31 protein-coding genes and 4 tRNA genes are annotated in these 24,821 nt (G+C 67.4%); 24 read left to right on the top strand and 11 right to left on the bottom strand.

All coding sequences use genetic code 11. From position 1 onward, the window contains the following. Positions 1–48 precede the first annotated feature (48 nt). The 6 genes from menE to MOM01_RS16235 form a co-directional block, all read right to left on the bottom strand. Positions 49–1,194, bottom strand: coding sequence for an o-succinylbenzoate--CoA ligase (gene menE, locus MOM01_RS16260; RefSeq protein WP_241386463.1), 1,146 nt, complete (start codon positions 1,192–1,194; stop codon positions 49–51). Next, complete coding sequence (locus MOM01_RS16255) at positions 1,191–1,490, bottom strand: DUF3349 domain-containing protein (protein WP_241386462.1); 300 nt, start codon at positions 1,488–1,490, stop codon at positions 1,191–1,193. The genes menE and MOM01_RS16255 overlap by 4 nt, the downstream gene beginning before the upstream one ends. Before the next feature lie 27 nt (positions 1,491–1,517). Next, positions 1,518–1,775: a hypothetical protein gene (locus MOM01_RS16250; RefSeq protein ID WP_241386461.1), complete on the bottom strand. Its 258-nt coding sequence runs from the start codon at positions 1,773–1,775 to the stop codon at positions 1,518–1,520. Then, entirely contained in the window at positions 1,772–2,956 is a 1,185-nt protein-coding gene (locus MOM01_RS16245) for an inorganic phosphate transporter (RefSeq protein ID WP_241386460.1), read from the bottom strand. The genes MOM01_RS16250 and MOM01_RS16245 overlap by 4 nt, the downstream gene beginning before the upstream one ends. 191 nt (positions 2,957–3,147) lie before the next feature. Beyond that, complete coding sequence (locus tag MOM01_RS16240) at positions 3,148–3,528, bottom strand: VOC family protein (protein ID WP_241386459.1); 381 nt, start codon at positions 3,526–3,528, stop codon at positions 3,148–3,150. Between the two features lies 1 nt (position 3,529). Next, positions 3,530–3,976, bottom strand: coding sequence for a hypothetical protein (locus MOM01_RS16235; protein WP_241386458.1), 447 nt, complete (start codon positions 3,974–3,976; stop codon positions 3,530–3,532). A gap of 189 nt (positions 3,977–4,165) precedes the next feature. On the opposite strand from MOM01_RS16235, the gene MOM01_RS16230 reads away from it, so the two are divergent. Continuing rightward, a complete protein-coding gene (locus MOM01_RS16230) occupies positions 4,166–4,462 on the top strand; it encodes a DUF4193 domain-containing protein (RefSeq protein WP_241386457.1) in 297 nt (98 codons plus the stop codon). 81 nt (positions 4,463–4,543) lie between these two features. Here MOM01_RS16230 and MOM01_RS16225 read toward each other — a convergent pair whose 3' ends face one another. Continuing rightward, a complete protein-coding gene (locus MOM01_RS16225; RefSeq protein WP_241386456.1) occupies positions 4,544–5,437 on the bottom strand; it encodes a 1,4-dihydroxy-2-naphthoyl-CoA synthase in 894 nt (297 codons plus the stop codon). A gap of 64 nt (positions 5,438–5,501) precedes the next feature. Between MOM01_RS16225 and MOM01_RS16220 the strand changes: the two genes are divergently transcribed. The 3 genes from MOM01_RS16220 (at position 5,502) to MOM01_RS16210 (ending at position 7,667) form a co-directional block, all read left to right on the top strand. Continuing rightward, a complete protein-coding gene (locus tag MOM01_RS16220; protein WP_241386455.1) occupies positions 5,502–6,161 on the top strand; it encodes a PaaI family thioesterase in 660 nt (219 codons plus the stop codon). Positions 6,162–6,169: 8 nt separating this feature from the next. Then, positions 6,170–7,153: an o-succinylbenzoate synthase gene (locus MOM01_RS16215; protein WP_277609854.1), complete on the top strand. Its 984-nt coding sequence runs from the start codon at positions 6,170–6,172 to the stop codon at positions 7,151–7,153. Between the two features lie 73 nt (positions 7,154–7,226). Continuing rightward, positions 7,227–7,667 (top strand): DUF6918 family protein, encoded by a 441-nt coding sequence (locus MOM01_RS16210; RefSeq protein ID WP_241386453.1) that lies wholly within the window; start codon positions 7,227–7,229, stop codon positions 7,665–7,667. Positions 7,668–7,754: 87 nt separating this feature from the next. Here MOM01_RS16210 and MOM01_RS16205 read toward each other — a convergent pair whose 3' ends face one another. Both MOM01_RS16205 and MOM01_RS16200 read right to left on the bottom strand, forming a co-directional pair. Continuing rightward, a complete protein-coding gene (locus MOM01_RS16205) occupies positions 7,755–8,615 on the bottom strand; it encodes a siderophore-interacting protein (protein WP_241386452.1) in 861 nt (286 codons plus the stop codon). A gap of 71 nt (positions 8,616–8,686) precedes the next feature. Continuing rightward, entirely contained in the window at positions 8,687–9,292 is a 606-nt protein-coding gene (locus MOM01_RS16200) for a flavin reductase family protein (RefSeq protein ID WP_241386451.1), read from the bottom strand. A gap of 53 nt (positions 9,293–9,345) precedes the next feature. Here MOM01_RS16200 and menD point away from each other — a divergent pair, with 53 nt between their 5' ends. The 3 genes from menD to MOM01_RS16185 all read left to right on the top strand — a co-directional run bounded on the left by menD (position 9,346) and on the right by MOM01_RS16185 (position 12,206). After that, the gene (gene menD, locus MOM01_RS16195) at positions 9,346–10,965 is read left to right on the top strand and encodes a 2-succinyl-5-enolpyruvyl-6-hydroxy-3-cyclohexene-1-carboxylic-acid synthase (RefSeq protein WP_241386450.1); all 1,620 of its coding nucleotides are present in this window, start codon (positions 9,346–9,348) and stop codon (positions 10,963–10,965) included. Next, positions 10,962–11,414, top strand: coding sequence for a DUF3592 domain-containing protein (locus MOM01_RS16190; RefSeq protein ID WP_241386449.1), 453 nt, complete (start codon positions 10,962–10,964; stop codon positions 11,412–11,414). Before menD ends, MOM01_RS16190 begins: the two co-directional genes overlap by 4 nt. Before the next feature lie 93 nt (positions 11,415–11,507). Then, entirely contained in the window at positions 11,508–12,206 is a 699-nt protein-coding gene (locus tag MOM01_RS16185) for a demethylmenaquinone methyltransferase (RefSeq protein WP_241386448.1), read from the top strand. A 94-nt stretch (positions 12,207–12,300) separates the two neighbouring features. On the opposite strand, the gene MOM01_RS16180 is transcribed toward MOM01_RS16185, so the two are convergent. Next, the gene (locus MOM01_RS16180; RefSeq protein ID WP_241386447.1) at positions 12,301–13,572 is read right to left on the bottom strand and encodes a geranylgeranyl reductase family protein; all 1,272 of its coding nucleotides are present in this window, start codon (positions 13,570–13,572) and stop codon (positions 12,301–12,303) included. A 112-nt stretch (positions 13,573–13,684) separates the two neighbouring features. On the opposite strand from MOM01_RS16180, the gene MOM01_RS16175 reads away from it, so the two are divergent. Further along, entirely contained in the window at positions 13,685–14,731 is a 1,047-nt protein-coding gene (locus tag MOM01_RS16175; RefSeq protein WP_241386446.1) for a polyprenyl synthetase family protein, read from the top strand. A 96-nt stretch (positions 14,732–14,827) separates the two neighbouring features. Then, on the top strand, positions 14,828–15,691 hold the full coding sequence (gene htpX / locus MOM01_RS16170) for a zinc metalloprotease HtpX (RefSeq protein ID WP_241386445.1): 864 nt from the start codon (positions 14,828–14,830) through the stop codon (positions 15,689–15,691). A 73-nt stretch (positions 15,692–15,764) separates the two neighbouring features. On the opposite strand, the gene MOM01_RS16165 is transcribed toward htpX, so the two are convergent. Then, positions 15,765–16,256, bottom strand: coding sequence for a YajQ family cyclic di-GMP-binding protein (locus MOM01_RS16165; protein ID WP_241386444.1), 492 nt, complete (start codon positions 16,254–16,256; stop codon positions 15,765–15,767). A 150-nt stretch (positions 16,257–16,406) separates the two neighbouring features. On the opposite strand from MOM01_RS16165, the gene MOM01_RS16160 reads away from it, so the two are divergent. From MOM01_RS16160 to MOM01_RS16090, 15 genes are all read left to right on the top strand, one after another. After that, a tRNA-Tyr gene (locus MOM01_RS16160) sits at positions 16,407–16,489 on the top strand. 225 nt (positions 16,490–16,714) lie between these two features. Then, a tRNA-Thr gene (locus MOM01_RS16155) sits at positions 16,715–16,787 on the top strand. Positions 16,788–16,830: 43 nt separating this feature from the next. Then, positions 16,831–16,906: transfer RNA gene (locus MOM01_RS16150), tRNA-Met, on the top strand. A gap of 58 nt (positions 16,907–16,964) precedes the next feature. Continuing rightward, positions 16,965–17,132: a 50S ribosomal protein L33 gene (gene rpmG / locus MOM01_RS16145; RefSeq protein ID WP_003941903.1), complete on the top strand. Its 168-nt coding sequence runs from the start codon at positions 16,965–16,967 to the stop codon at positions 17,130–17,132. Between the two features lie 84 nt (positions 17,133–17,216). Beyond that, positions 17,217–17,792, top strand: a complete 576-nt coding sequence (gene hadA / locus MOM01_RS16140; RefSeq protein ID WP_241386443.1) for a (3R)-hydroxyacyl-ACP dehydratase subunit HadA — start codon at positions 17,217–17,219, stop codon at positions 17,790–17,792. Continuing rightward, entirely contained in the window at positions 17,779–18,204 is a 426-nt protein-coding gene (gene hadB, locus MOM01_RS16135; protein ID WP_241386442.1) for a (3R)-hydroxyacyl-ACP dehydratase subunit HadB, read from the top strand. The genes hadA and hadB overlap by 14 nt, the downstream gene beginning before the upstream one ends. Before the next feature lie 182 nt (positions 18,205–18,386). After that, a tRNA-Trp gene (locus tag MOM01_RS16130) sits at positions 18,387–18,459 on the top strand. Between the two features lie 32 nt (positions 18,460–18,491). Next, positions 18,492–18,917: a preprotein translocase subunit SecE gene (gene secE / locus MOM01_RS16125; RefSeq protein WP_241386441.1), complete on the top strand. Its 426-nt coding sequence runs from the start codon at positions 18,492–18,494 to the stop codon at positions 18,915–18,917. A gap of 50 nt (positions 18,918–18,967) precedes the next feature. Further along, positions 18,968–19,804 carry a transcription termination/antitermination protein NusG gene (gene nusG, locus MOM01_RS16120; protein ID WP_241386440.1) on the top strand — a complete coding sequence of 279 codons (837 nt, stop codon included), beginning with the start codon at positions 18,968–18,970 and terminating at the stop codon, positions 19,802–19,804. 95 nt (positions 19,805–19,899) lie between these two features. Continuing rightward, positions 19,900–20,334: a 50S ribosomal protein L11 gene (gene rplK / locus MOM01_RS16115; RefSeq protein ID WP_006552290.1), complete on the top strand. Its 435-nt coding sequence runs from the start codon at positions 19,900–19,902 to the stop codon at positions 20,332–20,334. Positions 20,335–20,459: 125 nt separating this feature from the next. Continuing rightward, positions 20,460–21,173 (top strand): 50S ribosomal protein L1, encoded by a 714-nt coding sequence (rplA, locus tag MOM01_RS16110; RefSeq protein ID WP_241386439.1) that lies wholly within the window; start codon positions 20,460–20,462, stop codon positions 21,171–21,173. Positions 21,174–21,564: 391 nt separating this feature from the next. Further along, entirely contained in the window at positions 21,565–22,092 is a 528-nt protein-coding gene (gene rplJ / locus MOM01_RS16105; protein ID WP_241386438.1) for a 50S ribosomal protein L10, read from the top strand. Positions 22,093–22,215: 123 nt separating this feature from the next. Next, the gene (gene rplL, locus MOM01_RS16100; RefSeq protein ID WP_016932673.1) at positions 22,216–22,602 is read left to right on the top strand and encodes a 50S ribosomal protein L7/L12; all 387 of its coding nucleotides are present in this window, start codon (positions 22,216–22,218) and stop codon (positions 22,600–22,602) included. Between the two features lie 310 nt (positions 22,603–22,912). Then, complete coding sequence (locus MOM01_RS16095; protein WP_308197004.1) at positions 22,913–23,995, top strand: ABC transporter ATP-binding protein; 1,083 nt, start codon at positions 22,913–22,915, stop codon at positions 23,993–23,995. A gap of 32 nt (positions 23,996–24,027) precedes the next feature. Continuing rightward, a complete protein-coding gene (locus MOM01_RS16090; protein ID WP_241386436.1) occupies positions 24,028–24,819 on the top strand; it encodes an MlaE family ABC transporter permease in 792 nt (263 codons plus the stop codon). Positions 24,820–24,821: the final 2 nt, after the last annotated feature.

Genomic DNA, 24,821 nt, shown 5'->3' with positions numbered 1-24,821 from the left:
GGGTCGATCTTCGCACCCGGTTCCGGGCACCCGAGCCGCGCATACCTCTCAGGAGAAGCGCGCGACGAGGGCCCGACGATCGACCTTGCCGGGGCCGCGGAGCGGCAAGGCGTCCACCACCTGCAGTTCGCGCGGAGCCGCGGTGGCGTCGAGTGAGGCCTCGACGTGCTCGCGCAGTTCCGCGAGCGTCGGCGCGCCGCCCGCCGCGGGCACGACGACAGCGGTCACCCGCTGGCCGAGACGCTCGTCGGGAAGACCCACCACCGCGACCTCCCGGACACCCGGATGCTCGGCCAGCACGGCTTCGACCACCTGGGGGACCACGGTGAGCCCGCCCGTGGAGATGGCCTCGTCCAGCCGTCCCCGGATGCGCAGGACCCCGTCCTCGAGGGTGCCCGCGTCGTCGGTGCGGAACCAGCCGGGTACGGCGAAGGCCGGATGGTCGGGGAGACCTCGGTAACCCGAGGCGAGCGTGGTGCCCCCGAGCCATACGCGTGAGTCGTCGTCGACGCGCACGTGCACCCCGTCGAGCGGTACACCCTCGTAGACGCATCCTCCGCACGTCTCGCTCATGCCGTAGGTGCGCACGACCGTGAGCCCGGCGGTGCGGGCGCGTTCCAGAATCGGTAGGGGAGTCGCGGCACCGCCGAGCAGGATCGCATCGAGGCGGGCGAGCGCCGTGACGGCGCCGGGATGGTCGAGAGCCTTGACGAGCTGAGTGGGGACCATCGAGGTGTACCGGCGAGGTCCGGGCATGGCGTCCACCGCGGCCGGAAGGTCGCCGGGATCGAAACCGGCGGACACATCCACGACGACGGGTTCGGTTCCGCCGAGCACGCTGCGCACCAGCACCTGCATTCCGGCGATGTGATGGGCGGGCAGGGCCAGCAGCCACGAGCCCGGCCCGCCCAGCCGGGCGTGTGTGGCCTCCCCGCTCGCGCGCAGTGCGGCGGCGGAGAGCTGAGCTCCTTTGGGGGTGCCGGTCGTACCGGAGGTCGCGACCACCAGTCCGACATCGCCGGCGACGGGATCACCGGGACACAGCGCGTCGACGAGCCGGCGGGTCTCCCGGTCGTCCCCGTCCGGAACGGGGAGCAGGGCAGGGCCGCTGCCGTCGAGCATCCGCTGCAGGATGGGCAGCACGCCGCGGACGGCGGCGCCGGCGGGAACGGGAAGCAGCTCGAGCGTGTTCACAGATCGTATTGTTTCGTGTCCCACCCGCCCGCCTCGAGCTGGCGGCGGACACGATCGACGTCCTCGGGCGACGGCATGTTGTTGGTGACCCTGCTGACCAGAACTGCGATGTCGATGCGGGTCACCGGGAGATCACCCTCCTCGATGAGGGTGTCGGCGATCTGCGAGACCTCCTCGTCGGACAGGCGCCGCGCGAGGAGGGCGAAGAGCGGGACGTAGTCCTGTTCCGGTACCCCTTCGGGGTAGCCGGCACGGAGCCACTCGACGATGGAAGCGAGAAACGGCGGGAGAGCCACCCGTCACTCCGATCAGAAGATGTCGAATCAGAAGATGTCTATGCCGAACGTTCCGGAGAGGAAGTCGCCGGCCAGCAGGAGGATTCCTGCGAGGACCGCGCAGGCCACGACGGCGAAGCACAGCACGGCGGCCGCCTTGGCCGCCGGTGACGCTGTGCCCCCACCGGAGCCGGTGTCGAGCGCCCGGACTCCCAGTGCGAACAGGGAGGGCAGACCCGCTCCGAGGACCAGGCCGACGAGGACGACCTGCCACAACGAGTCGAGGGTGTGTGTCAGCAGGTTCACGGGCGTCCTTCCCCGGAGAACGTTTCGGAGGCACCCGGGGCCGGGGCGAGCGAGTCGTCGTCCCAGTCGGCGGTGACATTGGAGGCGTCGACGGGCTGCCGACGCGAGCGGACCCACATGAGCAGGGCCAGGCCGCAGAGGATGGCGAAGACCACGAGCACGCCGGGCATTCCGCCGATCACGTGGGCGATCGCCCAGCAGACGGCTCCGACGACCGCGGCGCACGGCAGGGTGATGAGCCATGCGACCACCATCCGGCGGGCCACCGACCAGCGCACCTCGGCGCCCTTGGTGCCCAGCCCGGTCCCCAGGATCGATCCGGTGGCCACATGCGTGGTCGACAGCGGCAGACCGAAATGGCTCGAGGTGAGGATGATGGCGGCCGACGACGACTCGGCGGCCAGACCCTGCGGCGGAGCGATCTCGACGAGACCCTTGCCGAGCGTGCGGATGATGCGCCATCCACCGAGATAGGTGCCCAGCGCGATCGCGATCGCACACGCGACCTTCACCCAGAACGGCATCTCGGTCTCGGCGGTGATGCTGCCGTGCGCCACGAGTGCCAGGAAGATCACGCCCATCGTCTTCTGCGCGTCGTTGGTGCCGTGGGCGAGCGACATCAGGGAAGCGGTGCCGATCTGGCCCATCCGGAAACCCCGGTCGCGATGCTCGGTGGAGATCGAGCGGGTGAGACGGTGCATCGACCAGATGCCCACCGTGGACACGAGCGCCGCGATGACGGGTGCGAGCACGGCGGGAAGCAGCACCTTGCCCAGGACTCCGTCCCACACCACGCCCTGGACGCCTATCGACGCGAGCGCGGCGCCGACGAGGCCACCGAACAGGGCGTGCGAGGAACTCGACGGCAGTCCGAACAGCCAGGTCGCGATGTTCCAGAGGATCGCGCCGACCAGACCCGCGAAGACGATGAGCAACAGGTCGGTACCGCCGACGGTGTCGAGGTCGACGACACCCTTCGCGACGGTTGCGGCGACTTCCACGGACAGGAAGGCGCCTACCAGGTTCAGGGTCGCGGACAGGGTGACCGCGGTCTTGGGTTTGAGGGCGCCGGTGGCGATGGATGTCGCCATGGCATTGCCGGTGTCGTGGAAGCCGTTGGTGAAATCGAATGCGAGGGCAGTGACGACCACCACCAGGAGCACGACGAACTCTGCGGTCACGTCTGTCGATTGTGGGGTAGCGGGCACGTGAATGTACAGCGACGGGCATGTGAACTCCGGGCGTCGTCACCGGTCCACGGGGGTTGTTCGTACTCCGACCATGAGCGGAGACGAGAGCGGACCGACCGGCTTGTGTGCAAGATCACCGGCTGCTCGCGACTGGATCCGGGCGGATCGGGTACCGCTGTCCGTCAGCGGAGATCGCGTCGCAGAGGATGATCCTCCGGTATCTGCACCAGCACGATCGGGATTCCGTCGGGGTCGGCGATCCACAGCTCGTGCAGTCCCCAGGGCTCCTGCTGTGCGCTGCGGACGATGCGGAGCCCTTTCCGTGTCAGCTCGGCCTCCGCCTCGTAGACGTCCCGCACCTGGAGCCACAGTGCGCCGTGGAAGACCTCGTCGCCGTCGGAACGACCGTGCGCGGCGATCTCGATCGACGACTGGCCGGCGAAGAAGACGGTGCCTCCCGGGTACTCGCGAGCGACGGCCAGCCCGAGGGTGGATCCGTAGAAGTCCAGCGCGGCGTCGTAGTCACGCGGCCGGAGGATGGTGCGGCTGCTGAGGATCTCCATGTCACTGTCCTTCCGCCGGGCGGGCTTCGTGCCGGCGCCGCCCCGGGGTGCGTCGCGCTTCCTTCATCTCCGCCTCGAACAGATGGCGGCGGCCCGCGACCAGTTCGTCGCGCACTCGCTTCTCGAACTCCCGGAAACCCGCCCAGTAGCCGTCGTCGAACTCCTCGACGAGCTGGAAGGTCCATCGGCCCTCGGCGATGTTGCGTCCGATGATCTCGTCGAGGAGTCGCTCGGCGATCTCCTCGTGCCCGGCCTCGTGCAGCAGATCCGCCGCCTCACCGGCGAGCAGGTCGGCGTGACCCATCAGCTGATGGAAGGCGTAGAGATGGCCCCGTGCCCGCTCGACGGTCTCGAGGGCCTCGGAGAGCTTTCCCGTCGCGTCGACGGTGGCGTCGGAGACGCCCTCGGGCCGGGTGTGAGCTGTTGGGGGGCTCTGGCGATCGGTCATGACCCACAGTGTGCCCGAGACCACACTCCCTGAACGTAACTCTACCTATGACGTTTGACGAAGCTCCTGGTGGGACATAACTGACGGCAACGGTGTGAACGCGCCGGACTGCCACATGCGGAATTCACCGACAAGCGCGAACAGTGCTTCGTGGGGAACGCCGGACCGATACGAGTGAGGAGAACTGCCATGGCGACCGACTACGACGCTCCCCGCACCACCGATATTCTGGGTGGCGGTGGCACTGCCCTGGACGAACTGGACCTGAAGCCCACCGCGGCCGCCGACACCGACGAGGGGGAGATCCTCGAGACCCTCGACCTGCCGGGCGCCGACCTCTCGGCGCTGTCGGCCGAGGAACTGTCCGTCCAGGTCCTGCCGAAGCAGTCCGACGAGTTCACGTGCATGGGCTGCTTCCTGGTCCAGCACCACAGCCGGCGCGCCACGGCTGCGGGCGAGCAGGCCTACTGCAGGGACTGCGCCTGACATTCCGTCGGCTTCTCCACTCGGTGAACCGTCCTTCGCGCCCCCTCGGGGGTAGGCGAAGGACGGTTCACTGCATCGGGGTCAGTAATAGTGCGGGTAGGGCGACCAGTCGGGATCGCGCTTCTCGAGGAAAGCGTCGCGACCCTCGACCGCCTCGTCCGTCATGTACGCCAGGCGCGTGGCCTCGCCGGCGAACAACTGCTGCCCGACGAGTCCGTCGTCCTGCAGATTGAAGGCGTACTTCAGCATCCGCTGTGCCTGCGGCGACTTGCCGTTGATCTTCCGCGCCCAGTCGAGCGCCACGTTCTCGAGCTCGTCGTGGTCGACGACCTTGTTCACCGCACCCATGTGGTGCATCTCCTCGGCCGTGTACGTCTCGCCGAGGAAGAAGATCTCCCGCGCGAACTTCTGGCCGACCATCTTGGCCAGATAGGCGCTGCCGTAGCCGCCGTCGAAGCTGCCCACATCGGCGTCGGTCTGCTTGAACCTGGCGTGCTCGCGGGAGGCGAGCGTCAGGTCGCAGGTCACGTGCAGGCTGTGGCCGCCGCCGGCAGCCCACCCGTTGACGAGGGCGATGACGACCTTCGGCATGAAGCGGATGAGCCGTTGCACCTCGAGGATGTGCAATCTGCCCGCGCGTGCCTTGTCGACGGTGTCGGCGGTCTCGCCGCTCGCGTACTGGTAGCCGCTGCGGCCGCGGATCCGCTGGTCGCCGCCGGAGCAGAAGGCCCAGCCGCCGTCCTTCGGGCTCGGCCCGTTGCCGGTCAGCAGCACCACGCCGACGTCCGACGTGGTGCGTGCGTGGTCGAGTGCACGGTAGAGCTCGTCGACCGTGTGGGGACGGAAGGCGTTCCGCACCTCGGGACGGTCGAACGCGACGCGGACCGTGCCCTGCGTGACGTGTCGGTGGTACGTGATGTCGGTGAGGTTCTCGAACCCGGGTACCGGGCGCCACAGTTCTGGATCGAAGGTCACGTCGTCACCTTAGATGGCCGGGCAACCGAACGGCCGGGCCGCGAGCCCGATAACGTGCATCTTCATGAGCGAGCAGACCGAGCCGGGCCGGGCCACCGATACGACTGCCGGTCGCGACGACCACAACCACCACGGCGGTTTCCCGGTCTACGAACCGGTGGAGGCGGGCCCGAACTTCGGGCGTTTCGTCGAAGCGCTGCGGCATCTGCAGGACCTCGCAGTGTCCACGCATGCGCCCGACGAGGTCATCGATCGCGCGATCGACCATGCCGAAGCGCTCGGTGATCTGCTCGAGCCCTATCGCGTTCCCGAAGGCCGATCCCCGGCCGGTTTCAATCCCGGCCTGCCCGGACGAGGCAGCCTGCTGATGCTGCCCTGGAAGATCGAGAAGGCCGATGCGGAGTCGGTCCGATCCCGCGGCGTCTTCCGTATCTACCACCGCGGCGGCAACGGAGCGGCGCACGGTGGAACTCTGCCCCTGCTGTTCGACGACCTGTTCGGCATGGTCGTCCACGCGTCCGGTCATCCCATCGCGCGCACCGGCTATCTCCACGTCAACTACCGCAAGATCACGCCCTTGGAGAAGGAGCTCGTCGTCGAGGGCCGGGTCGAACGCGTCGAGGGCCGCAAGATCTTCTGTGTGGCCGAGCTGCGCGAGGCCGACGGCACGCTCCTCGCCGACTGCGAGGCCCTGATGATCCAGTTGCTGCCGGGACAGCCGTGACCTCTCCGATGCTGCCGACCGTCGACGAACTGCTCGACGGCGCGGTCGTGGTGTCGCTGCCCATGCGCGTCCGGTTCCGTGGGATCACCGCCCGGGAGGTGCTGCTCCTGCACGGTCCCGCCGGGTGGGGAGAGTTCGGGCCCTTCCCCGAGTACGGCGACGACGAAGCGGCCTATTGGCTGCAGTCGGCGATCGAAGCCGCGTGGCAGGGCCGTCCCGCTCCGCGCAGAAGCCGGATCGCGGTCAACGCGACGGTGCCGGCGGTCGGCCCCGACCGCGTTCCGGATGTGCTCGCCCGGTTCCCCGGCGCGCGTACCGCGAAGGTGAAGGTCGCCGAGCCGGGCCAGGATCTCGCGCAGGACCTCGCCCGCGTCCGGGCCGTGCGCGAACTCGTCCCCGCCGTGCGGATCGACGCGAACGGTGGCTGGACGGTGGACGAGGCCGCCCGGGCACTGACCGCGCTCACGGCGGACGGGCCGCTCGAATACGCCGAGCAGCCCTGTGCGAGCGTGCCCGAGCTCGTGGAACTCAGACGCCGCGTGCCCGGCATCCGGGTGGCCGCGGACGAGAGCATCCGCCGGGCCGACGATCCGCTGCGCGTCGTGCGCGCCGGCGGAGCCGATGTCGCCGTCGTGAAGGTGGCGCCGCTCGGGGGTGTCCGCCGGCTCGTCGACCTCGCCGGCGAACTGTCCGCCCACGGGGTGGAGGTGGTCGTATCCAGTGCCCTCGACTCGGTCGTGGGAATCGCCACCGGACTCGCGGCGGCTGCGGCGCTGCCCGAACTTCCGTACGCATGTGGGCTGGGTACGGGCGGTTTCTTCACCGCCGACGTCGCCCCGCCTCTGCACATGTCGGAGGGGTCTCTGGAGGTCGTCTCCGTCGCGCCGGACCCGGAGCTGCTCGGTGCCGTACGAGCTGCGCCGAACCGGGTCGAGTGGTGGCACGACCGGCTGAAACGCTGCCGATCGGTGCTCGCCGGACGCGGGCTGTGACTCGGCGGGATCGTCGTATATCGTTCCCCGCGTCCCATCGGTCACAAACGTCACATCTACGGAGGCAGTGAAAGTGGTTGCAGCTCTGGGCGATGCCCTGCTCGGCGCCGACAGGTTCCCGGCGGTCAAGGCAGACGTCGAAGCCCTGATCGATGCTGAGGTGTCGGACAAGAAGGGTGCGTCCGGTCTCGCCCTCAAGGGTGGATACGCAGCAGTGAAGAAGGTCGGCCCGAATATCGTGCCGAGCGCCGTCGAAGCTCTGCTGCCCGAATTCGTCGAGAAGCTCCAGCCGTTCTGGCAGGAGTACGCCGGTAACGGCTCGTTCGCCGACTTCCTGGTCGCCCGTGGTGAGGTCGTCGCCGACGCTCTTCTCGGGGTGACCGACGAGCGGATCGCCGGCTCGTCGAAGGCCGCTGTCAAGAAGGTCTACGACTCCCTGCGTCCCTCGGCCAAGAAGCACGTCGTCGAGGCGCTGCCGCGTGTCGGTGAGCTCATCCAGAAGCACGCCGGCTGATACATCGACAACACGGACGTCGCGGTCCCGCACCGGTCTCGGCCGGTCGGGCTCGCGACGTCCGTCGTTCCCCGTGAGTGACCGCCGTCAGTAGACCGGCTCGCCGTACTTCCAGTATCCGGAGAAGGTCACCGCCGATCGGTCCCAGCCGCGCTCGCGTACGAGATGCCGCCGGACACCGGTGGCGAGGGACGATTCGCCCGCCACGAAGGCATATGCGGATTCCGTGGGAAGGGCCGACGCCCGCACCGCTTCGGCAGCGAGTGCACCCGGAACTGCTTCCGCGTCCGTACGGATCACCGGATGCACCCGCACGTTCTCACCCGTCGGCAGGTTCTGAGCGGTGAGATCGCGGGGATCGGGAACCTCGACGAAGACCTCGACGACTGCGCGAGGGTCGGAGGCGAGGACGGAACCGAGGATGCCGGCGACGGCCGGTACCGCGCTCTCGTCACCGACGAGCAGCCACGACCGCGCCTCGTCGAGGCGGAGGTTGCTGATGCCTTCGTCGAGGATGCCGATCTCGTCTCCCGGCGTCGCCCGTTCCGCCCACGCGGATGCCGGTCCGAGATCTCCGTGCGACGCGAAGTCGATCTCCATCTCTGCGGTCGCGCCGAACAATCCTTCCCCGGCGGCTCGGAGCCGACGGATCGTGTAGTTGCGCAGCACCGGCCGGCGATCCGCGGGCAACTCCTGGTATTCGGGCCACCAGCGATCGTCGGTCGCCGCGGGCAGGATCAGTTCCTGCTGTTCCGGAGTGGGGAAGAACATCCGGAACCAGTGGTCGGACCCCATGGGCGCGATCGAGCCGAGGTCGTCGCCGCCGACGGTGATCCGGACGAAGGTCGGGCTGATGCGTTCGACGGCACGAACCTGCGCGCGCACCATCCGCCGCGAGGCGGGCTTGACGTACGGATTGCGCCGCGTGGTTCCGGTGCTCTTCGCCATGCGGCCTCCGAAGTCGTCGAATACTGCGATCGTTCAGCGAAGCCTAACCTGTGTTCCGGACGATGCGGTCGTCACTCCGGGACGCCGGGACGCTCGAGTTCCCGCACTTCGGGAGGCAGGCCCCATTCGATCCGCCCGAGCCGGCTCACCGGCGCGAGCGCCGCGAAGTCGGGCACCCCGTCCTCCGCGAGAACGCCCGGATCGACCGTCACCGCGAGCACGTCGCCCATGACCACGAACGAATCGCCGACCTCGATCACGCGCCGCAAGCGGCACTCGATGGAGGCGGGAGATTCGGCGACCCGCGGCGGCCGCACCCGCGCGCTCGGCTCGGCGCGCAGCCCGACCTCCCGGAACTCGTCGACCCCGGGCAGAAACGCCGCCGAGGACGCGTTGACCTTCTCCATCGATCCCCTCGTCGCGATGTTGATCACGAATTCGCCGGTCTGCTCGATGTTCCGCACGCTGTCCTTACGTCCCACGGAGGTGAACTGGACGACGGGCGGATCGGTGCTCGCGACGGTGAAGAAGCTGTACGGCGCGAGATTGAACACACCCTCGGCCGACTCCGTGGACACCCAGGCGATGGGTCTCGGCACGATGGTCGCGGTGAGGAGACGGTAGAAGCGACCCGGGCTCGACTCTGCGGGATCGAAGACTGTGCGCACGATCCCCATTCTGCTCACACCTCCGAACCGGCCCCACCTCCCGCGCAACTAGGCTGGATGTCGTGAATCCGTCCACTGCCCAGGCCACCGCTGTCGTCGACGAACTCGCCAGAGGTGGTGTCCGGGACGTGGTGCTGTGTCCGGGCTCGCGCAACGCGCCGCTCGCCTTCGCGCTCCAGGCCGCCGACACCGCCGGGCGTCTCCGGCTGCACATGCGGATCGACGAGCGCACCGCCGGATTCCTCGCCATCGGCCTCTCGCTCGCCTCGGGTCGTCCCGTCCCGGTGGTGATGACCTCCGGAACGGCCGTGGCGAATCTGGCCCCGGCAGTCCTCGAAGCCAACTACGCACGGGTCCCGCTCGTCGTGCTCAGCGCGAACCGGCCGTACGAGCTGCTCGGTTCCGGAGCCAACCAGACCGTCGAACAGCTCGGCCTGTTCGGCAGCCAGGTGCGCGCGACGATCAGCCTCGGCCTCGCCGAAGGCATCGAACAGAACAGTCAGTGGCGCTCGGCTGTGTCCCGCGTGCTCGCTGCCGCCCGGGGAACACGCTCCGGCAACGCGGGTCCGGTCCACTTCGACATCCCGTTGCGGGAACCCCTCGTCCCCGACCTGCACGCGGACGGCCCGGTGCCCGAGGGCCGGCCCGACGGGGCGGCCTGGACGACCACCGTGCACGCGACCCTCGACGTCCCGCTCGAGATCGACCTGACCCCCGACACCGTCGTGGTCTCCGGTCACGGTTCCGCCTACCGGCCCGAACTGGCTGGCCTGCCGACCGTCGCCGAGCCCACGGCGCCGCTGCACGGTATCCCGCTGCACCCGATGGCGCTGCCGCACCTGAAGCCGCGGCAGGCGATCATCACCGGGCGTCCCACCCTGCATCGCCCCGTCTCCACCCTGCTCGCCGATCCTGCTGTGCAGGTGTACGCGCTCACGACCGGCCCGCGCTGGCCCGACGTCTCGGGCAACGTCGTCGCGACCGGCACCCGCGCGGTGGTCTCGGGAACGCCGGACGAGGCCTGGCTCGAGCGGTGCCGCCAGTTGTCCGCGCACACCGACAAGGCCGTGCGCGCCCAGCTCGACACCCACCCCGCGCCGACCGGGCTGCACGTCGCCGCAGTCGTGACCGACGCCTTGAAGGAGGGCGACCAGCTGTTGCTCGGGGCGTCCAATCCCGTGCGCGACGCGGCGCTCGTGAGTTACCCCAAGCCCGATGTGAAGGTGCTGTCCAATCGTGGGGTCGCGGGGATCGACGGCACCGTGTCCACCGCCCTCGGTGCCGCACTGGCCTACGGGGAAGGACGGACGATCGCTCTGCTCGGCGACCTGACCTTCCTCCACGACGCCTCGGGTCTGCTCATCGGCCCGGCGGAGCCGCGCCCGGAGAACCTCACGATCGTCGTGGCCAACGACGACGGCGGCGGCATCTTCGAACTGCTCGAACAGGGCGACCCGCAGTACGCCGGGGTCTTCGAACGTGTCTTCGGCACCCCGCACGGCATGGATCTCGCCGCACTCTGCGCGGCCTACCGGATCCCGCACGAGCGGGTCGATCTGCAGGGTCTGGCCCTCGCGCTCGGTGACGTCGACGCCCCCGAGGGTGGCATTCGCGTGGTCGAGGTCACCACCGAGCGCGCGGGACTGCGAGAACTCCACGCGGCGGTGCGAGCGCAGCTGTGACCGGACCCGCACGCGCACGTCGCGCGATTCTCATCGTCGCCGCGGCGATCTCCGCCCTCGCGGTGATCCTGTTCCTCGGCGCCCTGCGTAACGACCACACCATCCGGTCCGACACGGGGACGGCCGTCGCGGAAGTGCTGTCGGCGGGATCACTGCGCTCCGCGGTGAGTTTCGTCACTCCGGATGGTGTCACCCACAATCCCGAGCTCGGAGTGCTCTATCCCACCGGACTGATCACCGGGCAACGTATCGCCGTGGAATACGCGCGCAGTGATCCCGATCTCGTACGCGTGACGGGACGCGACGCGCGCGTCGCCCTCGTCCCCACGGGATCGGTGATCGTCGTCACGTGGATGGTCGCCGCGCCCCTGCTCTTCTGGCTCCGACGCAAGGACGAGGAGGCGTCCGCGTCGCTTCCCGCCGGGACGGGCCGTCGAGCCGATATGTGACGAACGGAACGTCCGGTCGCCGGGTGCCGCGCCCACCTGCCCGGCGCTGCCGGAGGCGTGGGGGCCCGGCGGTGAACGGGTAGCCTGTGGCCCGTGGCAACAACTCACGGATCACGTGCGTCGCTCGACAAGGACCCGCGTGAGGTCGCGTCCATGTTCGACGGGGTGGCGGCACGCTACGACCTCACCAACACCGTCCTGTCGTTCGGCCAGGACCGCGGATGGCGTCGTGCCACTCGCGGGGCACTCGATCTGAAGCCGGGCGAGCGTGTGCTCGACCTCGCGGCGGGCACCGGAGTGTCGACGGTCGAGCTCGGGCGGTCCGGCGCATGGGTCGTCGCCACGGATTTCTCGAAGGGCATGCTGCACGCGGGGGAGTTCCGCAAGGTACCGATGGTCGCCGGGGACGCGATGCGGTTGCCGTTCGCCGACGCAGTCTTCGATGCCGCGACCATCTCGTTCGGTCTGCGCAACGTCGCCGATCCCGAGGAGGGTCTGCGGGAGATCGCGCGCGTGGTCAAGCCGGGTGGACGGCTCGTGGTGTGCGAGTTCTCCACCCCTGTCCGGGAACCGCTGCGCACGGTCTACATGGAGTATCTGATGCGCGCGCTGCCGCGCGTCGCGCGTGCGGTGAGCAGCAATCCCGATGCCTACGTCTATCTCGCCGAGTCGATCCGGGCCTGGCCCGACCAGGAACAGCTCGCCCGGCGCATCGAAGCCGCGGGCTGGACCGACGTGAAGTGGCGCAATCTGACCGGCGGGATCACGGCGTTGCACCGCGCGGTGCGGTAGCGGCCGCGCGCATCGATACCGCGCGGTGCGGTAGCGGCCGCGCGTATCGATACCGCTCGGTGCGCTAGCGGCCGTACCGGCAGGGCGTCGGCGCTCACGCGAAGAGCGGTTGCCGATCCCAGCGCATCGAGAGGCGACCGCTCGTACGCCACACGCGGGCGACGAGGTCGGCGTCCTCGTCGGTGACGAGATTGCCCATCACCCGCACCGCGACCGACATCATCGCCCGGGACCGCATCGCGATCGGGCCGGTCGCCGGCAGGAACTTCGGAATCGTGAGCAGGCCCGCGAGACGCCGCGCGGTGGAGAACGCGCGGCCGTAATGCGAGCGCAACGTCGCGGGCCACGCGTCGGTGAGGTCGTCCGCGTCGAGCAGCCCGGCGACCAGCCGGCCCCCTTCGAGTCCGTAGTCGATGCCTTCCCCGTTGAGCGGGTTGACGCAGGCTGCGGCGTCGCCGATGAGCGCCCAGTTGCGCCCCGCGACACCCGAGACCGCCCCACCCATCGGGAGCAGCGCCGACGCCACCCGTCTCACCTCGCCGAGTTCCCATTCGGGACGTCGCTGCCGTGCGTACAGGTCGATGAGCGGCCGCAGCGAGCCGGTCGCCGGTCGTGAGGCGGTCGCGAGGGTGCCCACGCCCAGATTCACCTCACCGGTGCCGAGCGGGAAGACCCAGCCGTAACCCGGCTGGACGACGCCGTCGTCGTCCCGGAGTTCGAGATGCGACGTGATCCAGGGATCGTCGCTACGTGGCGAGTCGGCGTAGGCGCGGGCGGCCACCCCGTAGGCGGTATCGCGATGCCAGCGCCGGCCGAGCACCTTGCCCAGCGGCGAGCGCACCCCGTCGGCGACGACCAGTGTCCGGCACGTGACGGTCCGCGGGCCCTCGGCGGTCCGGAGGACCACGGCTGCGACCCGGTCGCCGTCACGCTCGACGTCGACGGCCTTCGTGCCGTCCACGGCTGTGACGCCCGCATCCACCGCGACCTGCCGGATCCGCATATCGAGCTCGGTGCGCGGCACGGCGCTGCCGACGGACGGGAACGACGAGTCGGGCCAGGGCAGTTCGAAGCGGCCGCCGAAGCCCTCGAGGCGCAGCCCGCGGTTGACGGTGCGGGTGCGCAGCCAGTCGCCGAGTCCGAGTTCGTCGAGTTCGGCGACGGCTCGCGGTGTGAGCCCGTCCCCGCAGGTCTTGTCGCGGGGGAAGCCGGCAGCGTCCACGAGCAGGACGTCACGTCCGCCCCGGGCTGCCCATGCGGCGGCGGAGGAACCGGCGGGACCGGCGCCGACGACGAGAACATCGGTACTGTCGGGAACGCAGGACTGGGATTGCCGCGGATCCTGCGCGGAGTGTTCGGCCGCCACCGCTCCATCTTCTCAGGCCGCGATCGGCTGCCTCGACGAGGTGGGCCGGAGACCGAACGGCTAGGTTCACTACGGTGAAGTCGAGGCGACAGAACAGGATGGGTACGTCATCGTGAGCACTGAGGGGGCGGCTCGGACCGCCGGTTCGGCCGACGCGGCGCCGAGCACCGTCGTGGCCGGTGTGGAACTCGGCGATCCGGTCCTCGCCGCGACCGTCAGGGACGGCCTCGCGAGCGTCGAGAAGCTCCTCGTCGACGAGTTGTCCGACGGCGAGGATTTTCTGACCGAGGCGGCCTTGCACCTGGCGAAGGCGGGCGGAAAGCGGTTCCGGCCGCTGTTCACGATTCTCACGGCTCAGCTGGGGCCGCAGCCGACGGATCCCGCAGTGGTGACCGCGGCGACCGTCGTCGAACTCGTGCACCTGGCGACGCTGTACCACGACGACGTGATGGACGAGGCCACGATGCGACGTGGAGCGCCGAGCGCGAACATGCGCTGGGGCAACAGCGTTGCGATCCTGGCCGGCGACTATCTGTTCGCCCATGCCTCGCGACTGGTGTCGACGCTGGGCCCGTCCGCCGTGCAGATCATCGCCGAGACGTTCGCCGAACTGGTCACGGGCCAGATGCGGGAAACGGTCGGCGTGCGCACCGACGAGGACCCGGTCGAGCACTATCTCCGGGTGATCTGGGAGAAGACCGGCTCGCTCATCGCCGCGAGCGGCCGGTTCGGCGGCACCTTCTCCGGTGCCGGGACCGAGCACGTCGAGCGTCTCGAACGACTCGGCGACGCGGTCGGCACGGCCTTCCAGATCGTCGACGACATCATCGACATCTCGTCGGATACCTCGGAGTCGGGGAAGACACCCGGAACCGATCTTCGCGAGGGCGTGTACACGCTGCCGGTGCTCTACGCCCTGCGGGAGAGCGGGCCGGAGGCGGACCGGTTGCGCGAACTGCTCGTCGGGCCTATCGAGGACGAGGCGCACGTCGCGGAGGCCCTCGAGTTGCTCGTCCGCTCGCCGGGGATGGAGGCGGCGAAGGCGACTCTCGCGACCTATGCCGCCCGAGCTCACGCAGAGCTGGATGCTCTGCCGCAGGGACCGGCCAACGAGGCGCTGAGGCGTCTCGTGGACTTCACGGTCGCGCGGGTCGGATAGCCGATCGCACGGGCCCCGGCCTCTCGCCGGGGAACCGCACCGCCTGCTCGTTCGTTGGACGAACGAGTGGACATCGTGGTGCGAAAGGGGTGCGACGTGCACGGATACTCGAACCGTTTCAAGACGGCCGGACTTCTCATCGGGATGTCCGCGCTGATCGTGTTCATCGGGTCGCTGTTCCAGAACTCGACGATCCTGATGGTGTCGATCGTGCTCGCCGTCGGTATGAACGCCTACGCGTACTTCAACAGCGACAAACTCGCGCTGCGGGCCATGCACGCCCAGCCGGTCACCGAGGTGCAGGCACCCACGATGTACCGGATCGTGCGCGAACTGGCGACCCTCGCGCACCAGCCGATGCCGCGCTTGTACGTCAGCCCCACGAATGCGCCCAACGCGTTCGCCACGGGACGTAATCCGCGCAACGCGGCGGTGTGCTGCACGACGGGCATCCTCGAGATCCTCGACGAGCGCGAACTGCGCGCGGTGCTCGGGCACGAACTCGCGCACGTGTACAACCGCGACATCCTCATCTCGTCGATCGCCGGGGCCATGGCCGCCGTGATCTCGGGTCTGGCGAACTTCGCGTTCTTCGCTTCGGCCTTCGGCGGCAATCGGGAGGGGGGCGCGAATCCGTTGGCGCTCCTGCTGGTCTCGCTCCTGGGTCCGATCGCGGCGTCGGTGGTCAAGCTTGCCGTGTCGAGGTCTCGCGAGTACCAGGCAGACCAGTCGGGCGCCGAACTGACGGGGGACCCGCTCGCTCTCGCATCCGCCCTGCGCAAGCTCGAACGAGGTACGCAGATCGCGCCGTTACCGCCGGAACCGCAACTCGCGGCGCAGTCGCATCTGATGATCGCCAATCCGTTCCGGCCGGGCGACAAGATGAGCCGGTTGTTCTCGACACACCCGCCGATGGCCGACCGCATCGCGCGTCTCGAACGTATGGCCGGAATCCGCTGATCCGACGCCACCCGCCACGAAACGGCTCCGCCCGCGACGATCGTCGCGGGCGGAGCCGTAGCGGGGGAGTGCGTCAGCGGTAGTTGACGAACTGCAGGGCGATGTCGAGATCGGCGTTCTTGAGCAACGCGATGACCGCCTGCAGATCGTCGCGCTTCTTACTGCTCACCCGCAGTTCGTCGCCCTGGATCTGGGCCTTGACGCCTTTGGGGCCTTCGTCGCGGATGAGCTTGGAGATCTTCTTCGCGTTCTCCTGGCTGATGCCCTGCACCAGAGTTCCGGTGATCTTGTAGACCTTGCCGGACTGGGCGGGTTCGCCGGCGTCGAAGGACTTCAGCGAGAGGTCGCGGCGGATCAGCTTCTCCTTGAAGACCTCCAGGGCCGCGAGGGCACGGTCCTCGGTGTCGGCCGTGATCGTGACGGCCTCCTCACCCGACCACTCGATGCGCGCGCCGGTGTTCCGGAAGTCGAAGCGGGTCGCGATCTCCTTCGCGGCCTGGTTCAGGGCGTTGTCCACTTCCTGACGGTCGACCTTGCTCACCACATCGAACGACGAATCAGCCACGTCTCACTCCACTTCCGGATCGATCTTCAACGGTTCTTGCGCACCCGACGCTATCGGGTCCGTCGGGCCTGTGACCACCCGGTTTGCGTTTCGGGGGGGTGTGCGTTGTATTCTTCCAAACGCATCGAGGACACGGTCCCGATCGCACCCGGCAGGTTGCCCGAGCGGCCAATGGGAGCGGACTGTAAATCCGTCGGCTTACGCCTACGTAGGTTCGAATCCTACACCTGCCACCGGAACGGCCCCGGTTCTTCGGAACCGGGGCCGTTCTGCATATCCGGGTCGTTCCGGGTGCGGGATGCAGGACGTTGCATCGCGCGCGGATGTGTCCGGGTGGGGTGCGCGTCCGGTCGTGGACGGCATGAGGTTTATGCGCCTCTACCAGGGGATTTTGCACTCCGACGGAGTGTGTGTAATCTTTTGGAGGCCGCAGCGAGCAGAGATGCTCCGGTGGCCGCGCCCCCTTAGCTCAGTCGGCAGAGCGTTTCCATGGTAAGGAAAAGGTCGACGGTTCGATTCCGTCAGGGGGCTCGCTGGATTGAGGTGCCGCCATCGTAGCGACACTCGGCACCGAGGCGGTGTAGCTCAGTTGGTAGAGCAAACGACTCATAATCGTTGCGTCGCCGGTTCAAGTCCGGTCACCGCTACCAAAGTTCATTGATCCACCCTGATCGATACTGATCGGATTGACGCGAAAGAAGGCATCCCGTGGCCTCCTCTACTGACGTTCGGCCGAAGATCACCTTGGCCTGCGAGGTGTGCAAGCACCGCAACTACATCACGAAGAAGAACCGTCGTAACGACCCCGACCGGCTCGAGCTGAAGAAGTTCTGCCCGAACTGCGGTACGCACCAGTCGCACCGCGAGTCGAAGTAGCCAGTCGGTCAGACGTCGACGGGTAAGGTCTCCGCAATACCGACCGCGCCGTTTGGCGTCGTCGGAGTTGCGGAGGTTTTGCGTATGACGAACGTGCTTCTGAACCAGGAATCGGTGGGTGCGACCGGACAGGCCGGGATCCCGTTCGACGTCGCCGAGCACGCCAAGTCGATGGTCGGCCACCACTACCGGGTGGACGACTACTACGAGGTGGGGCGCGAGAAGATTCGCGAGTACGCCCGCGCGGTACGCGATCCTCATCCGGCGCATCACGACGACGAGGCTGCCCGCGGGCTCGGCTACGACGGCGTGATCGCTCCTCTGACGTTCGTGTCGATCATCGGCATGATCGCCCAGCGCAAGCTGTTCGAGGAGGTCGTCACCGGATACGACCTGAGTCAGATCATGCAGACCGATCAGCGGATGGTCTACCACCGCCCGATCCAGGCCGGCGACCGGTTGTTCTGCGACGTCTACCTCGACGATTTCCGTCAGGCGGCCGGCAGCGACATCATCACCACCAAGAACGTCATCACGGACCAGCACGACAATCTCGTCCTCACGTCCTGGACGACGCTCGTGGCCCGATCCGGTGGAGAGGTCGACGACAACATCGCGCACGCGGTCAAGGATGTGGTGATGCACAGTGACACTCCGTAGTTTCGCGGACATCGCGGTGGGGGACGAGCTCCCGCCCAAGGTGGTGACACTCACACGCGGAAATCTGGTCAACTACGCGGGTGTGTCGGGGGATCCCAACCCGATCCACTGGAGCGACAAGGTCGCCGAGCTGGCCGGCTTGCGTGATGTGGTCGGGCACGGCATGCTCTCGATGGGCATCGCGGCCGGCTTCGTGACGGAGTGGCTGGGAGACCCCGGAGCGGTGACGGAATACAACGTCCGTTTCACCAGTCCGGTATATGTGGAGGCCGACAAGGCCGCCGCGATCGAGTTCACCGGCAAGGTCAAGTCGGTGGACGAGGAGAGCAAGACAGCAGTGGTCGCTATCGTGGCGAAGTCCGACGGTCGGAAGATCTTCGGGCGTGCCACGGCAACGGTCCGTTTGGCCTGACGGCCGAGCGGATTGGGTTTGTCCCGGGGCAATGCAGTACACTTAGGCTTCTGGGATCGCATAGCAGCGCGCTGCTCTTCGTAGGCCTTCACGGCCCGACGGGGTAGCGCGCGTGTCATGTGGTCGCAGATGGGTCGGTTCCGGACACTCGTCTCGTACGAGGAGTGTCGATGTCCGACCAGAGGGGCGTAGCTCAATTGGCAGAGCAGCGGTCTCCAAAACCGCAGGTTGCAGGTTCAAGTCCTGTCGCCCCTGCCCCCGGACTGCCAGCGACCGAGAGGAACGATGTGAGCGAGGAGCGCGGTCAGCGCCACAGCGGCACCGCAGGGAACACTCCCGGCGACGCCGAAACGGCCACCGGCGCGACCCCCGACGGTTCCTCCGCGGCCGCTCGGCCCACCGGTAAGCGCGCTGCACGTCGCGGCGCGGCCGGTTCTCCCGACACAGCCGCGAGCGCGGTGTCCGTGACGAAGACGTCCCGCGCGGCAACAGCCGTGAGCGATCGTCCCGCCGCGAAGTCGGAGAACATCTTCAAGCGTCTCGCGCGCTTCTTCCGTGAGGTCGTCGCCGAGCTCCGCAAGGTGATCTGGCCGAATCGCAAGCAGCTGACCACCTACACGCTCGTGGTCCTTGCGTTCGTGATCGTCATGACGGCGTTCATCTTCGGATTGGATCTGGCGTTCGTGCAGGGCGTCAGCTGGTTGTTCGGTTAGCGCCTGTCCGCGCGAGACGAAAAATGTGATCGACGAGAGGAAAGTGCCCGGTGAGCACCCCCGAGAACGACTCGTACGAGGCTTCGGCCGAGGAGCACGTTTCGGACGACGCGTTGGTTGACGACGTGACGGCCGAGTCGGCGGAGGCGGACACCGAGGCCCCCGAGTCCGGTTCCGAGGCCTCCGGTTCCGAGGCCTCCGAGTCCGATAGCGCAGAGTCCGATAGTGCAGAGTCCGACACCGCTGCCGAGGCGGCCGAGGACGAGGTCGATCCGGCCGAGGCCCTCGAGAAGCAGCTGCGGCGCGAGCCCGGCGACTGGTACGTCGTGCACTCCTATGCCGGCTACGAGAACAAGGTCAAGACCAATCTCGAGACCCGCGTCCAGAACCTGGACCTCTCCGAGTACATCTTCCAGGTCGAGGTTCCGACCGAAGAGGTCACGGAGATCAAGAACGGTCAGCGCAAGCAGGTCAACCGCAAGGTCCTGCCCGGCTACATCCTCGTGCGGATGGAACTCAACGACGAGTCGTGGGGCGCCGTCCGCAACACGCCCGGCGTGACCGGTTTCGTCGGAGCCACCTCGCGTCCGTCGCCGCTGACCATCAAGGAGGTCGTGAAGTTCCTCCTTCCGCAGCAGGCGAAGAAGAAGCCGGCAGCAGGCGCCCCGACCGCCGGTGAGCAGGCTCCCGCCGCGGCTGCGAAGCCCACCATCGAGGTGGACTTCGAGGTCGGCGAGTCCGTCACCGTGATGGACGGCCCGTTCGCCACCCTGCCGGCCTCCATCAGCGAGGTGAACGCCGAGCAGCAGAAGCTCAAGGTCCTGGTGTCGATCTTCGGCCGTGAGACTCCCGTGGAGTTGTCGTTCAACCAGGTGTCGAAGATCTGACGGTCCCGCGGACCCGACGGCGCCGGCATCCGGCGCGCACAAGCTTGCAGTAGCAATACGCAAGAACCACACCGAGCAAGAAACTAGGAATAGAGATGCCCCCCAAGAAGAAGAAGATCGCCGGGCTCATCAAGCTCCAGATCCAGGCCGGCCAGGCCAACCCGGCTCCGCCGGTCGGCCCCGCGCTGGGTCAGCACGGCGTCAACATCATGGAGTTCTGCAAGGCCTACAACGCCGCGACCGAGTCGCAGCGTGGCAACGTCGTGCCGGTCGAGATCACGGTCTACGAGGACCGTTCGTTCGACTTCAAGCTGAAGACGCCGCCGGCCGCGAAGCTGCTGCTCAAGGCAGCGGGCGTGCAGAAGGGCTCCGGTGAGCCGCACAAGACCAAGGTCGCGAAGGTGACCATGGATCAGGTGCGCGAGATCGCCAAGACCAAGCAGGAAGACCTGAACGCCAACGACATCGAGGCTGCCGCGAAGATCATCGCCGGCACCGCTCGGTCGATGGGCATCACGGTCGAGGGCTGAGCCCTCGCACGGGTGCGGGAATCGAACCCCGCCCTGCAGTACTGCAGTAGCACTCGTGGGAGGGCCGGCCAGGCCCGCTACCACGCCCGAACCATTCACCTCACGGTGAGAAGTTAGGAAAGAACATGGCAAAGCGCAGCAAGGCATACCTCGCCGCGGCCGAGAAGATCGACTCGGATTCCCTGTACAGCCCCCTCGCAGCTGCGAAGCTCGCGAAGGAGACCACCTCGAAGAACTACGACGCCACCGTCGAGGTCGCCATGCGACTCGGTGTGGATCCCCGTAAGGCGGACCAGATGGTGCGCGGCACGGTCAACCTGCCGCACGGCACGGGCAAGACCGCTCGCGTCATCGTCTTCGCGGTGGGCGAGAAGGCTGCCGAGGCCGAGGCTGCAGGCGCCGACGTGGTCGGTGCCGAGGACCTCATCGAGCGTATCCAGGGCGGCTGGCTGGACTTCGACGCCGCGATCGCGACCCCCGACCAGATGGCGAAGGTCGGCCGCATCGCCCGCGTCCTCGGTCCCCGCGGTCTCATGCCGAACCCGAAGACGGGCACGGTCACCCCGGACGTCGCGAAGGCTGTCACCGACATCAAGGGCGGCAAGATCAGCTTCCGTGTCGACAAGAACGCCAACCTGCACTTCGTGATCGGCAAGGCCTCGTTCGACGAGACCAAGCTGGTCGAGAACTACGCCGCTGCTCTGGACGAGGTGCTCCGCGCCAAGCCGTCCAGCGCGAAGGGTCGTTACATCAAGAAGATCACGATCGCTACGACCACCGGCCCGGGCATCCCGGTGGACCCGCAGCGCACGCGTAACCTTCTCGAGACCGCCGAGTAGTTCTCCACTCCGCGCGATCGGACCACGAAACGGCCGGCACAGCATCGCTGTGCCGGCCGTTTTGCATCCGTGCAGTTCCATCCGCTACAGTGGTCGGGTAGTTCGGCGTGTGCCGATCTTCACCCCGATCATGTTCTACCCAAGACCGTTGGTCACCGATTCGCATGCGGATCGGTTGAAGGTCCGGAGTTGTCCGGCGGCCCACGCAGGAGGACGAGGTCAGGAATGATGCGAACTGCGATCGCGCCCAGCGCGAGATCGAGGTTCCTCCTCCTGTACGCCCCGTGTGCCCTGCGCCGGGGCGTTCGTCGTTTCCGGTCCACGCGGTCCTCCGGTGGGGCGTCCCAGTCGGGACACCGGGAAAACGACTGTTACTGAGAGGAGGCGAAGTATGGCAAAGCCCGAGAAGGTTTCCGCAGTGTCGGAGATCACCGAGCAGTTCAAGACCTCCACGGCCGCCGTGATCACGGAATACCGTGGTCTGTCGGTGGGACGTCTGACCGAGCTGCGTCGCGCTCTCGGAGAGGGTGCCACCTACTCCGTCGCCAAGAACACCCTGGTCAAGCGTGCCGCCGCTGAGGCGGGCGTCGAGGGTCTCGACGATCTGTTCGTCGGTCCGACCGCCATCGCGTTCGTCAAGGGCGAGCCGGTGGACGCTGCGAAGGCTCTGAAGAACTTCGCGAAGGACAACAAGGCACTCGTCATCAAGGGCGGCTACATGGACGGCGCTGCGCTGTCCGTGGATCAGGTCAACCAGATCGCGGACCTCGAGTCCCGCGAGGTGCTGTTGGCCAAGCTCGCCGGCGCGATGAAGGGCAACTTGGCAAAGGCCGCAGGCCTGTTCAACGCCCCCGCTTCGCAGGTGGCCCGTCTCGCGGCCGCTCTGCAGGAGAAGAAGGCGGGCGAAGAAGCCGCCTGACGCTGATCCGCATCACTGCGAATCCGCATCACTGCGAAAGATACATCCACGCGTGCCCCGGCATGCACCATCCCATCCGGTCGCGGATCAGCGACATGGGACTTATCAGGAAGGACCGCCACCATGGCGAAGCTCACCACCGAAGAGCTGCTCGACGCGTTCAAGGAACTGACCCTGCTCGAGCTCTCGGAGTTCGTGAAGGCATTCGAGGAGACCTTCGAGGTCACCGCTGCTGCTCCGGTCGCCGTCGCCGCTGCCGGCGCCCCGGCTGCCGCTGCCGAGGCTGCTGAGGAGCAGGACGAGTTCGACGTCATCCTCGAGGGTGCCGGCGAGAAGAAGATCCAGGTCATCAAGGTCGTTCGCGAGATCGTCTCCGGCCTGGGCCTGAAGGAAGCCAAGGACCTCGTCGAGGGTGCTCCGAAGCCGATCCTCGAGAAGGTCGCCAAGGACGCTGCCGACGCTGCCAAGGCCAAGCTCGAAGAGGCCGGCGCCAAGGTCACCGTCAAGTAAGACGCTGCGACCTTTCCGGACGGGCGTTCGCGCTCTCCGGGACAGTTCGGCACAGGGGCCGTTTTCGCGAAACCAATTCGCGGAAACGGCCCTTTTGTATATCTTCGAAAGGTGCCCTGCGCGATATGCCCGAAATTGCGTGAAGTGACTTTCCTGTGATGTTCACGCAGGTCACGGTATAAGTCGAGATATGCGGACCCCCTTGTTGGGCGTCCTTACTCCTGAGTAGGATCAGCTGTCACAGGTACCACTATCGATGCGATAGAGTGGCCCAACCCACAGCGGGCGGCGGTATCGGACAGCGGAGGTAATCGTGGGAGTCGAGGTTTCCGTCGAGGGGCTGACCAAGTCCTTCGGCTCGCAGCGCATCTGGCAGGACGTGACATTGACCCTGCCGGCGGGTGAGGTCAGTGCTCTGCTCGGCCCGTCGGGTACGGGTAAGTCGGTCTTCCTCAAGTCGCTGATCGGTCTGTTGCGTCCGGAGCAGGGATCGATCGTCATCGACGGCACGGATATCCTGCAGTGCTCGAGCAAGGAGCTCTACGAGATCCGCAAGCTGTTCGGGGTGCTGTTCCAGGACGGTGCGCTGTTCGGCTCGATGAATCTGTACGACAATGTGGCCTTCCCGCTGCGTGAGCACACGAAGAAGTCCGAGTCGGAGATCCGGCAGATCGTGATGAGCAAGCTCGAGCTCGTCGGTCTGCTCGGCGCGGAGGACAAGCTGCCCGGTGAGATCTCCGGTGGTATGCGCAAGCGTGCCGGTCTGGCCCGGGCGCTGGTGCTCGATCCGGAGATCATTCTGGTCGACGAGCCGGATTCGGGTCTGGATCCGGTGCGGACGACGTACATCTCGCAGACGTTGATCGACATCAACGCGGAGATCGATGCGACGATTCTGATCGTCTCGCACAACATCAATCTGGCGCGGACGGTGCCGGACAACATCGGCATGTTGTTCCGTCGGCAGTTGGTGATGTTCGGTCCGCGTGAAGTCCTGCTGACCTCGGACGAGCCGGTGGTCAAGCAGTTCCTCAACGGCACGATGATCGGTCCGATCGGGATGTCGGAGGAGAAGGACGAGGCGACGATGGCGCACGAGCAGGCGCTCGTGGAGGCCGGTCATCATGCCGGTGGGGTGGACGACGTCGAGGGCATCGTGCCGCAGATGCAGGCCACCCCGGGGATGCCGGAGCGTCAGGCGGTGCGGCGTCGTCAGGAGCGGGTGCGGTCGATCCTGCACACTCTGCCGCCGGCCGCGCAGAGCGCGATCCTCGAATCGCTGGACGACCACGGCGGGCGCCACGACACCCCCCGGGGCTACGCCGAGGACGACACCCAGGTCATTCCCGTCTACTCCGGCGAAGGTTTCGACCAGCCGCAGGTTCGGAAGTAGTACAGCCGAAGGCTGGAGAAGTAGGAGAGTAGATGGGGGCGGGCAGCTCGCTCGTGCGACCGGTTCACGGCGCACTCACACAAGCCGGCAACATCGTCGAATTGTTCGTCGACGTCGTGCGGAACACCTTCCGGCGGCCGTTCCAGTTCCGGGAGTTCATCGAACAGGCCTGGTTCATCGCCAGTGTCACGATCCTCCCGACCGCGCTGGTCGCGATTCCGTTCGGGGCGGTCGTGTCGCTGCAGACCGGCTCGTTGATCAAGCAGCTCGGCGCCGAGTCGTTCACGGGCGCCGCGAGCGTGCTCGCAGTCATCCAGCAGGGCAGTCCGATCGTGACTGCCCTGCTGATCGCCGGTGCCGCAGGGTCGGCGGTCACCGCGGATCTGGGATCACGGACCATCCGCGAGGAGATCGACGCGATGGAGGTGCTCGGGATCAACCCCGTCCAGCGCCTCGTCGTCCCGCGTGTGCTCGCCATGGTGCTCGTCGCTCTCCTGTTGAACGGCCTCGTGTCCGTCATCGGTATCGCCGGCGGTTATTTCTTCAACGTGGTCCTGCAGGGTGGTACTCCCGGTGCCTATCTCGCGTCGTTCTCGGCGCTCGCCCAGCTACCCGATCTGTACGTGGCCGAACTCAAGGCGGCGATCTTCGGGCTCATCGCCGGGGTCGTGGCGTCCTACAAGGGACTGCACCCGGGCGCCGGGCCGAAGGGGGTGGGGGAGGCCGTGAACCAGACCGTGGTCATCACCTTCCTGTTGCTCTTCTTCGCCAACCTGATCTTGACGATGGTGTACCTGCAGATCGTTCCTGCGAAGGGATCCTGACC

Source organism: Rhodococcus sp. CH91, assembly GCF_022554085.1.
In the GTDB taxonomy this organism is placed as follows: Bacteria; Actinomycetota; Actinomycetes; order Mycobacteriales; family Mycobacteriaceae; genus Rhodococcus.
The sequence above is the reverse complement of the archived record's forward strand: the minus strand, read 5'-3'. Positions and strand labels throughout refer to the sequence as shown.

What these genes read in the sequence shown, in the direction of transcription:
- rplJ (WP_241386438.1), top strand. Translation starts at nt 21,565, where the DNA reads ATGGCAAAGCCCGAGAAGGTTTCCGCAGTGTCGGAGATCACCGAGCAG.
- rplA (WP_241386439.1), top strand. Translation starts at nt 20,460, where the DNA reads ATGGCAAAGCGCAGCAAGGCATACCTCGCCGCGGCCGAGAAGATCGAC.
- rplL (WP_016932673.1), top strand. Translation starts at nt 22,216, where the DNA reads ATGGCGAAGCTCACCACCGAAGAGCTGCTCGACGCGTTCAAGGAACTG.
- MOM01_RS16200 (WP_241386451.1), bottom strand. Translation starts at nt 9,292, where the DNA reads ATGGGGATCGTGCGCACAGTCTTCGATCCCGCAGAGTCGAGCCCGGGT.
- MOM01_RS16235 (WP_241386458.1), bottom strand. Translation starts at nt 3,976, where the DNA reads ATGACCGATCGCCAGAGCCCCCCAACAGCTCACACCCGGCCCGAGGGC.
- MOM01_RS16220 (WP_241386455.1), top strand. Translation starts at nt 5,502, where the DNA reads ATGAGCGAGCAGACCGAGCCGGGCCGGGCCACCGATACGACTGCCGGT.
- MOM01_RS16215 (WP_277609854.1), top strand. Translation starts at nt 6,170, where the DNA reads ATGCTGCCGACCGTCGACGAACTGCTCGACGGCGCGGTCGTGGTGTCG.
- hadA (WP_241386443.1), top strand. Translation starts at nt 17,217, where the DNA reads ATGACGAACGTGCTTCTGAACCAGGAATCGGTGGGTGCGACCGGACAG.
- MOM01_RS16230 (WP_241386457.1), top strand. Translation starts at nt 4,166, where the DNA reads ATGGCGACCGACTACGACGCTCCCCGCACCACCGATATTCTGGGTGGC.
- rplK (WP_006552290.1), top strand. Translation starts at nt 19,900, where the DNA reads ATGCCCCCCAAGAAGAAGAAGATCGCCGGGCTCATCAAGCTCCAGATC.
- MOM01_RS16240 (WP_241386459.1), bottom strand. Translation starts at nt 3,528, where the DNA reads ATGGAGATCCTCAGCAGCCGCACCATCCTCCGGCCGCGTGACTACGAC.
- MOM01_RS16090 (WP_241386436.1), top strand. Translation starts at nt 24,028, where the DNA reads ATGGGGGCGGGCAGCTCGCTCGTGCGACCGGTTCACGGCGCACTCACA.
- MOM01_RS16205 (WP_241386452.1), bottom strand. Translation starts at nt 8,615, where the DNA reads ATGGCGAAGAGCACCGGAACCACGCGGCGCAATCCGTACGTCAAGCCC.